The organism is Acidovorax sp. GW460-11-11-14-LB4 (assembly GCF_059423685.1).
The window spans coordinates 20023-28304 of sequence record NZ_JBWKYJ010000062.1 but is presented as its reverse complement, the minus strand read 5'-3'; the positions used below and the strand labels follow the sequence as shown (position 1 = coordinate 28304).

Sequence of the window (8282 nt, the reverse complement as noted above, 5' to 3'; positions counted from 1 at the left end):
AGCTGGGGTAGCTGGGGCAGTGGCTTTCTGCGCCGTCCACGCGGATTTGAGGTAGTGCTTCCATGTAGTAGGACTTGCGAGGTGGTTGCCTTAAGCCTTGCATTCGCTCGCAATCCTGCAAGTTCTGCTCGCCGCCGATCAGCCTCTTCCAGGGCCAGCTCGTTCAGCCGTTTGAAGAATGCCGGGGCGGGGATGACCCAGCGGCGGCCAAACTTCACGCCTGGTAGCTCGCCGCTGTTGAACCGCACCGCTGCGGTGTCTGTGTCGCACTGCAGGACTTCGGCAGCCTGCTCGATGGTGAGGGTGTGGCCTTCGGCCACGGGGGTGGTGCCGATCATGTTGCTGGGTCTTTCTTTGCGGCTGGTGGCAGCAGGTGCGGCGGTGTGCCCGCCTGGTTATAGTTGTTCCACAGCTCCTGTCCAGCAGGGCAGCGCTGCAGCTGGCCGGGGCGGGCGCCTGCAGCCCTACATGTGTTGCAGTGGCTGTGGTGGCCCTGGTAGGCCTTGTCGGCGGTGTACCAGTCGATGGTCATGCGGCTTTTGCCCGATATGAAGCCAGTGCTGCGTCGATGCGAGTTAGCAATCCATCTGGCAGGTCATCGTCACGGGTGAAACATGCCGCCACTTCCGCAAGTAATTTCAGCGCATCCACCGTCTCCGCTGTCGGAGCGGGCTGTGGGGCGGCGTAGAGGCATTCCGAGTCGCACAGCGGGGGCGGCGCATCGTCATGGCGCGTGTAAGTTGCCTCGCCTTCGTGTTCCTCGCCAGTCGCCACGATGAACACCCGCTTCACCGGCTCCTGCGCTGCCGCTGGCGGCATGGTGTTTGGCAGCAGACCCGTTTTCATCACCTCCTTGGCAACTTTGCGCGGCAGCGTGGCCGGATCAACCGGACGCTGATTGCGCGCGCGCAGGCTGTCGTAGATGCCCAGGAGGCGTTGCAGCTCGGGCAGCATTTCGTCGGGCCAAGGGGCACCGGCAAGCATGCAGGTCAGGTCGCGCGCCTCGGCGGCAGTGAGGGGCAAGTAAGTGGCTGTCGGCGTCTGCGGGTTGCGCGCCTCCTGCCACTCTGCTCCCGCCACAAAGGCACCGCGCAGCGCCCAGCCGTACCAGAATGGCCCTCTGGCTTCACCATCGGCGCGGGGCAGCATTGCCTGAACGTGGTCATAGCCAGCGGCTGTTTTTGCCCATTCCTTGCCGTCCGGGCCAAGTTCACCAGCTGGAGGTGGAACCAGCCCCAGCGCATCGCGCGCCTCATACGTGGCCACCTTCTTGCGCAGGGCCTGCAGCTCGCGCGCGTAGTCAAGGGAGCTGGGTTCGGTGAGAGACGCCAGCCCGTGCTGTAAGGCATGCTGCAGCACGCTCAGGGTGTCAGGCAGATCGCGCCGATCTTGGGCGAGGTCGCTGGGGGCACCGTTTCCCTGGATGATGCGCTTGGCTTGGGCCTGCGCGGTCGCAGCGACCCCGAGCAGCTCGGTGCCAAGGCGGGCGCTGTAGTCGGCTGCAAACGGGGGCACGCGGCGGGCTTCGCGCACTGACACGCTCATGTCGTAGTTGCCCATTGCCAGGGGCTGGTGAGGCGTGGTCTCGATGGTGACCACCACGCCGCAGCGCCAGGCCTCGGTGACCAGGTTGAGCGCTGCGCGGTGGATGGCGGTGAGGGCGTTTTGATTGGTCATGGTTAATCCGTTATGCGGCCATCAAGGCCAGGTCGGTTTCTGAGATACGGACCACGTTGCCGCCGGTGCTGGCGGTGCGGGCCTTCACGTGGTTCACGATGCGGTGCAGCTCGCCAGCGCTGAGCTGCTGCAGTTGGTATTCGTGCAGATCCACGGCGGTGGCCAGGGCGTCCAGCTCCTGGAAGTAGAGGGCGGTCTGTCGCCATGCACCCGAGGTGAGCGCGCGGGCTTCGATGGCGCTGCAGGCCTGCAGGGCGCTGGCGATGTGGTCTGCCAGGCCGCGCACGATGCCGCTGCGCTCGATGGCTTCTGCGATGACCATGCTGGACTGCAGCACCTCGAACTGCAGCTGCGTGGCCACGCCTTCGCGCACGGCTTTGAGGCAGGCGCGCGTGGGCACCATGATGCTCGCCAGCTCTTCGGGCGTGTGCTTTGTGGCGCGCATCAGCGCGACAACGAAGGGGGAGCGCATGTCGCGGCGCTGGCGGGGTTTCTTGCGGCCGTGGGTCATTGTTGAGACTCTCCAAACCAGATATCGCTGGCCCGTTGGTGGGCGGTATCGAAAGCAGGGAATGCGCCCCTTGTGGAGCCGTCCACGTGTATCCAGCGCGACGTTGCGGGGTCGAGCTGTTCAATCGAGACGTAGTAGTGCCCGTGCGATCTGAGGCTGTTGGCTCTGAACACCCCGTCCTGTCGCTGGGTGATCACCAGGCGCCGGTTGTTCGCTGGGGGCACCACGTAGGTCCAGCGCACGTTGAAGCTGTGCTGGTCCATCGCATCGCGGCGCAGATCCTCCTTGCGCTGCGCGCAGGGTTGAGAGCGGCCATCTTTCAGCCAGGGGTCATCGCCGCAGGCGTTGAGGCAGTCGCAGTTGTCGGCTCCGGCGGCGCGGCCTACACAAGCGCTGCCCTTTGTGCCTAGCGCCGGGGCCTTGCACCGCGTTGGGGTAGTGCAAGCCGCGCAGCGCTCGGGTGCCGCAGCTGGAGCGCTGGGGGCGATCCTGGTAGAGCGTGCGGCCTTCACGGCACGACTCCCTGCGGCAACTTGAAGTAGCCCAGCGCGCCCTTGCAGGGCTGGAAGCGCACGGGCTCGGCGCCCTGCAGCACGTGGGCGTATTCGCCGGTGAAGAACGGCGACTCATGGAAGCGTGTGCACGCCACCAGGTTGGCTTTGCCGACGATGCCGCCGCGCGGCAGATCCTTGGGATCTGGCAGCGCGTCAATGATGTGGATCAGGCTGGGTTCACTACACAGGAAGTTGACGCAGTGGTCGTAGTCGGCCCAGGTAAGTGTCTGGCTGGCGTGGATTGCCACGGGGCCACGGTAGTGGGTGTGCCAGGTGCGGTTTTCCACAGGCTTGTAGCCCATGGTGATGAGCCGGGCCCAGGGCTGGCGGATGCTGATGGCTTTGCTGATCATTCAAGCACCTCCAGCTCTTCGGTGCCGAAGGTCATGAACGTGGCCACGCCGCCCTTCACGCCGGGGAACATGATTTCCCAGCCATCGGCGGTGCAGGCCTTGACCGTGCCCTGGCGCCAGCGGTATTCGTTGCGATGCATGGCTATGGGGTTGGACAGCACACGCACCTTGCTGCCAATCAGGGGATCTGCCTTGTAGGGCTCTACGTCCGCGCTGGTTATGTTGAGAACGGTCTCATTCAATTTGGGGCCGTAGTGCAGCACCAGGTCCTTGGTGCCGCCCTTGGCCACCCAGCACACGCGGCCGCAGGTCTTGAGGCGTTTGCCGTTTGGGCCGCGCGCGTCTTCTTTGATGCGCACCATCGTGTCCTTGTCGATCTCAGGCAGAGCCTCGGCCACCCCCTTAGCTGCTGCCCCTGTCTTCACGCCTGCACTGGCCTCACCACCGGGCGCAGCTGCGGAGTCGGTCGCCTTTGCTTCGGGCCGACCGCCTGGGAATGGCCTCGCGACCGACGGATCTACCGGCGCGGCGCTGTTGCTGGGCTCAGCGTCACCCGCGCCACCGCCCGCAGGAGCGGGGGCGCCTTCGTTGCCATGCGCCGCAGGCGCCTGGTCCTGGTTCCCTTCGGCCTCGGCAAGCGCAGCGGCGATCTGCGCAGCCGCCTCGGCCTTCGTGGTCTTGGGCGCGGTAGCGCGGGCTTGCGCAGCGGGGGTGGTTTTGCCCTTGGCCCCTTTGATCTTTTCTCCCGCGCGCGTAGTAGTAGCTTGCGCAGCGGGGTTAGGGGTAGAAGCGGTTTTCGGGGCTGCAGATTTGACGGGTTTGGTCTGGGCTTTGATGGCGGCGCGCAGGTTGGCGATGGCTTCGGCCAGTTCTTCTTTCTCTCGGGCCACCGCCTGGGCCTCGATGTCGTGCGCGTCCAGGCCCAGGGCGCGGGCTGCGGCTTGGACCATGGCGGTGCCGTCGTCTTCGCCATAGCGGTAGGCGTTCTCTACCAGCAGGCAGGCCAACATGCAGCTGCGCACCTCGCCATCGGTGGCGCGATCAATGCGGGCAAGGGCGCGGGCTTGCGTGGCCTCCCAGTTCTCGTCTTCCACCTCGGGCAGCGAGCACACCGTGAGCTGATCCTGGGCGTCCATGTCGCGTGTTTTGAGCTTGAGCCACTCGCGCAGCAGCTCGGCATCAGCCAGCACTCTGGCGGGCTGTGGGGTGCTGTGTGCAGCCTGGGTGAGCGCCTTGTACAGCGCAGTGCCTGCTGCACGTCGTTGGCGGTGTGCTGACTGCTGCTTGAGGCTGGTGATGCGCTCTTCCAGGTTGATCTGCTTCTCGGTGGTCTTGAGCACACCACGCTGCACCAGCACGGCTTCGGCCTCTTCGGTGGGCACGGCCTCGATCAGCTCTTTAGTGGTGGGGTGCTCGATAAGAACGGCCTCCACCGGGCTGTCGGCAAGCAAATTGCGCAAGCTGTCGGGCTGTTGGTCTGGGTAGCAGTGGGTGGAGTCAAGCCGCGAGTAGCCCTTGATCTGGCTGCTGTAAGCGCTGGTGATGGCCTTGGCCTCTTTGCCGTCGATGACGCGCATGCCCTTGGCCTCGGCCTGGGCGCGCAGTGCAGTGGTGTGTGCAGCCTCCTTGGCGTGGTAGCAGGCGGGGTCGGTGCACAGGTCCGGGCTGTTCACGTCGGCGAACAGATCCGGGTTTGCGCCTGTGCGCTTGGGGCACTCCTTGCAGCTGCCGACGCCGGGGCACAGGTCCACCGCTGTAATGTTGAAGCGGGCGCTGTCCAGGCGCAGCATGACGTTCATCTGCAGCCAGGCCTCGAACTCGCGCACGCCGGTGGCGAAGTCGCCGCGATGGTTGCGGCGGGATGCCTCTGCCAGTGCCTTGGCCTGCAGCTTGGCATCAGGGATGCGGGCGATGCGCAGGGCGCGGCTGGCATCGATGAGGCCCTCCTCGGTGGCCTTGCGGGCCTCGGGCGACAGGTCCAGCAGCTTGAGGCGGGAGTAGACGTAGCTTTTGCCTTTGCTCTTGCTGTCGCCCTTGCCGATCTTCTCTGCCACCTGTTCCACGGTGAGGTGGCTGTGCTCCATCAGGGCGCGGTAGCCCTCGGCCTCCTCCAGCTCGCTCATGTCCACGCGCTGCAGGTTCTCGATGAGCTGGATCTCCAGTGCCTGGTCATCCGTCAGCTCACGGATCATGGCGGGCACTTCGGCCACCTTGGCGAGGCGGCAGGCGCGCAGGCGGCGGGCACCGGCCACCAGCTCGTAAGCGGGCAGGGGGGCGCCCTGGCGGCGAAACCCAAAGGTTTCTGCCAGGCGCGTGCCGGGCAGCGGCCGCAGCAGGATGGGCTGGTGCACGCCGGTGGCCTTGATGCTGTCGGCCAGCTCCTGCAGCTTGACCTGGTCGAAGTGCTTGCGGGGGTTGGTGAGGCTCTCTTCAATCAGGGCCACCTCCACCATGCGCATCTGCGGGCCTGCGCCTGGGGTGGGCAGGGCCTGGGTAACGGTGTCGTGTTCTGCGGTTGCCATGGTGCTCATCCCTTCTTTGCGAAGCTGGTGCGGCTGGGCAGGCTGAAAGCGTCGGCGCTGCCTGGGCGGTAGGGGTTGGTGCGCAGCTCGGGGCAGGTGTAGGGCTTGCCGCGCTGGGTGCTGTTGCGCACGGGGGTGCAGTCGGTGGCCATCTCCAGGCGTTCGCTCTTGCGGCGGGCCTGCAGCTCGGCTTGGCTGGCTACGGGGCTGATCAGGGGCTTGCCGTGTGCCGATGTGGTGGTGGTGCCGATGGGCTGCAGGCCCGCCTGGCGCAGCGGTGCTGGCTTGGGGCGCACGATGTGCACGCTGGTTTCGTTGGGCTTGGCCAGCGTGATGCTGTCGGTGCCACGGGTGGGGCGGGCGCGGGTCATGCTGGCACCTCCACGCGCAGGCCTGGCACACGGCAAGCGTGCGCGAGGTAGCCGCCCAGCACCAGCTGCTGCAGGTGGCGCATGTCGTGGCAGTTGTTGATGACTAGGTTGGGGGTGAAAGCCTCGCCCGTCACTTCACTCACGTGGGCGCTGGCTGGCACGTCGCAGCCGGGGCGCTTGATCTGCCAGATCTGCCCGCCCAATCCGCGCACCAGGTTGGCTTCGTCTTCAAACCGCACGTCGGTGATGACGATGAGGCGGTCGCCCATGGCTTTATGGCGCCAGTGGATGTGCTGCGCGGCCTTGCTGACCCAGTAGCCGGGCTGAGCAGCGCGGCGGTATTCGGTGCCCCACCACTGCATGATCTGGCGCGGGCTGCGGGGCGCTTCCAAGTCGAGCTGGCCGTCGTTGAAGAGCTGGTGCTGGATGAGCATGCGGCCGACGAATGCGGTGTCGAGGCAGCGGGACAGCGCCAGGGCGCTGAGCGGGTGCTCTTTGGTTTCGCGCCGGGTGAGGTACACGTGCTCGATGCAGTAGGCCTCTACGATCTCGGCGCGCAGGGCGTCGGCAAAGGCCATCTTGTGGGCGCCGCAGTGGGTGGTGAGCAAGTCTGCAACGGTGTCTTTGCCGCTGCCCATGGGGCCGGTGAGGCCGATGACGTGGGTGGATTGGGTCATTGAAGGTCGAGGCGCTCTGCGCCGGTTTGTGGTGGGTTGATCAGGTCGGCCTCGCACTCCAGGCGCTTGGCTTTGAACTTGGGGTTGATGGCCTGCAGGTCGGCCAGCTGGCCGCGCATGCGAGCGGCAAGGGCGCGCGCTGCGGTGCAGCTGGCGGTGCCCCCGTTGGGGTAGCGGTGTGTGATGCACACGGTTTGGCCGGTGGCGCGGTCTGCTATCTCCAGCTCCACCACGGGCAGGCCGTGGCGGGTGAAGCGGTAGACGCTGCTGGTGACCAGGCCGCGTACCCGCAGCGTGATGGCGCTGGTTTGCGTGGGCATGGCGGGCATCCTTGTCAGCGGGGCAGGTGCAGGTACACCCAGGCGAACACGGTGAGGAACACCGCAGCGCACAGGGCGAACATGCCAATGCGTGCGGCAATGCGCAGGCCCTGGTGCCGGGTGCGGCGGGTGCGCAGGCGGATGAGCTGGATGGGGGCGCTCATTGCAGTGGCCTCGCGGTGATGCGGGTGGCGCTGGGGAAGCGTTCCATGGCGTCCAGCACTGCCGCGCAGGTGCTGGGGAAGAGGCCCGCGTAGGTGAGGGCGCCCACGGTGATGGTGCAGGGGATCATTTGTTGTCCCTCCCAAAATCGAAACCAATGGAGTTGAAGCGGGGGGCGTCGGTCAGCGCTTTGGCGAGGCCAGGGCTGGTCACACCACCCAAAGCGGACAAGCCAGCCAGCCGGGAAAACACGCCTTTGGTCTTCATGTCCCGCACAAGGTCTTTGATGTACGTGTCAAAGGCCATTCGTCCGATTGCTTGCTTGGCCTCGGCGCTGTAGCGCTCGCAGGCTTTGCCCAGGCGCATGCGGATTTGCCTGCTCTCCGCAAACTGCTGGCCCAGTGCATAGCCGGTGGAGAGCGCAACGGTCTCGGCCATGCGTTGGCGGGCAGATGCGCACATGGCATCCAGGTCAAACGCGGGGGCGGGCGCTGGTGCTGGCTCGGCCTCTTCGCGCAGCACCAGGTCGAAGTGCGATACCTCTTTCAGCATGGAGTCGCTGGCGATATGGCGCTCGATGGTGACCACCGGCAGCTTGCCGTGCCGCATGTTGATCTGCACGGCGGTGATCAGTGGCTGGTCGATGCCCAGGGCCTTGAGCAGCGCCTGGTTAGTGGCGACTTTGCTCATGCGGCACCGCCGTTGCCATCAACCCGCGCCAGAAAGCCGAAGTCGTCCACCACGTAGTGGATACCCTGATCTTTCTTTATCCAGGCTTCGCCGTCCTCGTCAATGCGCGTCTCGTTTATTGACCAAGTGCCGATGGGCACCGGGGGGAACTTGGCCGCGAACTGGCGAATGAAAAACTGTCGCACCCTGCCGCATTGGCTCTCCAGCGCCAGCATGGTGGGCGCGCTGATGTTTAAGTAAGGGTCCCGCATGGGCAGATTGCCCGGCGGCAGGGTTGTGCACACGTGTGCACTGGGGGTGGGTTGGGTTTGCATTTCGGCCCTCGTTTGGTGAACGTGGGGCGAATTTAAACACGATGTTTATTTTCAAGTCAAACACGATGTTTAAAACAAGGCGCAAACAACAAGGCCCGCATTGAGCGGGCCTGTGTGCGTGCTGCGGGTCT

At 65.6% G+C, this 8282-nt stretch carries 14 protein-coding genes; all 14 read right to left on the bottom strand.

Annotated features, from left to right (window positions below):
* Positions 1 to 338, bottom strand: a 338-nt coding sequence (locus AC07X4_RS18735; protein ID WP_494740944.1) for a helix-turn-helix domain-containing protein, incomplete at its 3' end; no start/stop codon positions are given.
* Positions 335 to 532, bottom strand: a complete 198-nt coding sequence (locus AC07X4_RS18730) for a hypothetical protein (protein WP_494740943.1) — start codon at positions 530 to 532, stop codon at positions 335 to 337. The genes AC07X4_RS18735 and AC07X4_RS18730, both read right to left, overlap by 4 nt.
* The gene (locus AC07X4_RS18725; RefSeq protein WP_494740942.1) at positions 529 to 1677 is read right to left on the bottom strand and encodes a hypothetical protein; all 1149 of its coding nucleotides are present in this window, start codon (positions 1675 to 1677) and stop codon (positions 529 to 531) included. The genes AC07X4_RS18730 and AC07X4_RS18725 overlap by 4 nt, the downstream gene beginning before the upstream one ends.
* A gap of 10 nt (positions 1678 to 1687) precedes the next feature.
* The gene (locus AC07X4_RS18720) at positions 1688 to 2188 is read right to left on the bottom strand and encodes a hypothetical protein (RefSeq protein WP_494740941.1); all 501 of its coding nucleotides are present in this window, start codon (positions 2186 to 2188) and stop codon (positions 1688 to 1690) included.
* Positions 2185 to 2451, bottom strand: coding sequence for a hypothetical protein (locus AC07X4_RS18715; protein ID WP_494740940.1), 267 nt, complete (start codon positions 2449 to 2451; stop codon positions 2185 to 2187). The genes AC07X4_RS18720 and AC07X4_RS18715 overlap by 4 nt, the downstream gene beginning before the upstream one ends.
* Positions 2452 to 2696: 245 nt before the next feature.
* Positions 2697 to 3095, bottom strand: a complete 399-nt coding sequence (locus AC07X4_RS18710; RefSeq protein ID WP_494740939.1) for an ASCH domain-containing protein — start codon at positions 3093 to 3095, stop codon at positions 2697 to 2699.
* Positions 3092 to 5617 (bottom strand): ParB/RepB/Spo0J family partition protein, encoded by a 2526-nt coding sequence (locus AC07X4_RS18705; protein ID WP_494740938.1) that lies wholly within the window; start codon positions 5615 to 5617, stop codon positions 3092 to 3094. The genes AC07X4_RS18710 and AC07X4_RS18705 overlap by 4 nt, the downstream gene beginning before the upstream one ends.
* 5 nt (positions 5618 to 5622) lie before the next feature.
* Entirely contained in the window at positions 5623 to 5988 is a 366-nt protein-coding gene (locus tag AC07X4_RS18700) for a hypothetical protein (protein WP_494740937.1), read from the bottom strand.
* Positions 5985 to 6665 carry a deoxynucleotide monophosphate kinase family protein gene (locus AC07X4_RS18695; RefSeq protein ID WP_494740936.1) on the bottom strand — a complete coding sequence of 227 codons (681 nt, stop codon included), beginning with the start codon at positions 6663 to 6665 and terminating at the stop codon, positions 5985 to 5987. Before AC07X4_RS18695 ends, AC07X4_RS18700 begins: the two co-directional genes overlap by 4 nt.
* The gene (locus AC07X4_RS18690) at positions 6662 to 6985 is read right to left on the bottom strand and encodes a hypothetical protein (protein WP_494740935.1); all 324 of its coding nucleotides are present in this window, start codon (positions 6983 to 6985) and stop codon (positions 6662 to 6664) included. Before AC07X4_RS18690 ends, AC07X4_RS18695 begins: the two co-directional genes overlap by 4 nt.
* A 14-nt stretch (positions 6986 to 6999) precedes the next feature.
* A complete protein-coding gene (locus tag AC07X4_RS18685; RefSeq protein WP_440597083.1) occupies positions 7000 to 7149 on the bottom strand; it encodes a hypothetical protein in 150 nt (49 codons plus the stop codon).
* Positions 7146 to 7277 carry a hypothetical protein gene (locus AC07X4_RS18680; RefSeq protein WP_494740934.1) on the bottom strand — a complete coding sequence of 44 codons (132 nt, stop codon included), beginning with the start codon at positions 7275 to 7277 and terminating at the stop codon, positions 7146 to 7148. Before AC07X4_RS18680 ends, AC07X4_RS18685 begins: the two co-directional genes overlap by 4 nt.
* Entirely contained in the window at positions 7274 to 7837 is a 564-nt protein-coding gene (locus AC07X4_RS18675; protein ID WP_494740933.1) for a hypothetical protein, read from the bottom strand. The genes AC07X4_RS18680 and AC07X4_RS18675 overlap by 4 nt, the downstream gene beginning before the upstream one ends.
* A complete protein-coding gene (locus AC07X4_RS18670) occupies positions 7834 to 8151 on the bottom strand; it encodes a hypothetical protein (RefSeq protein WP_494740932.1) in 318 nt (105 codons plus the stop codon). Before AC07X4_RS18670 ends, AC07X4_RS18675 begins: the two co-directional genes overlap by 4 nt.
* Positions 8152 to 8282: the final 131 nt, after the last annotated feature.

Excerpts from the sequence above, each read along its gene's own strand:
- AC07X4_RS18730 (WP_494740943.1), bottom strand. The coding sequence starts at position 532 with ATGACCATCGACTGGTACACCGCCGACAAGGCCTACCAGGGCCACCAC.
- AC07X4_RS18725 (WP_494740942.1), bottom strand. The coding sequence starts at position 1,677 with ATGACCAATCAAAACGCCCTCACCGCCATCCACCGCGCAGCGCTCAAC.
- AC07X4_RS18720 (WP_494740941.1), bottom strand. The coding sequence starts at position 2,188 with ATGACCCACGGCCGCAAGAAACCCCGCCAGCGCCGCGACATGCGCTCC.
- AC07X4_RS18715 (WP_494740940.1), bottom strand. The coding sequence starts at position 2,451 with ATGGACCAGCACAGCTTCAACGTGCGCTGGACCTACGTGGTGCCCCCA.
- AC07X4_RS18710 (WP_494740939.1), bottom strand. The coding sequence starts at position 3,095 with ATGATCAGCAAAGCCATCAGCATCCGCCAGCCCTGGGCCCGGCTCATC.
- AC07X4_RS18705 (WP_494740938.1), bottom strand. The coding sequence starts at position 5,617 with ATGGCAACCGCAGAACACGACACCGTTACCCAGGCCCTGCCCACCCCA.
- AC07X4_RS18700 (WP_494740937.1), bottom strand. The coding sequence starts at position 5,988 with ATGACCCGCGCCCGCCCCACCCGTGGCACCGACAGCATCACGCTGGCC.
- AC07X4_RS18695 (WP_494740936.1), bottom strand. The coding sequence starts at position 6,665 with ATGACCCAATCCACCCACGTCATCGGCCTCACCGGCCCCATGGGCAGC.
- AC07X4_RS18690 (WP_494740935.1), bottom strand. The coding sequence starts at position 6,985 with ATGCCCACGCAAACCAGCGCCATCACGCTGCGGGTACGCGGCCTGGTC.
- AC07X4_RS18685 (WP_440597083.1), bottom strand. The coding sequence starts at position 7,149 with ATGAGCGCCCCCATCCAGCTCATCCGCCTGCGCACCCGCCGCACCCGG.
- AC07X4_RS18680 (WP_494740934.1), bottom strand. The coding sequence starts at position 7,277 with ATGATCCCCTGCACCATCACCGTGGGCGCCCTCACCTACGCGGGCCTC.
- AC07X4_RS18675 (WP_494740933.1), bottom strand. The coding sequence starts at position 7,837 with ATGAGCAAAGTCGCCACTAACCAGGCGCTGCTCAAGGCCCTGGGCATC.
- AC07X4_RS18670 (WP_494740932.1), bottom strand. The coding sequence starts at position 8,151 with ATGCAAACCCAACCCACCCCCAGTGCACACGTGTGCACAACCCTGCCG.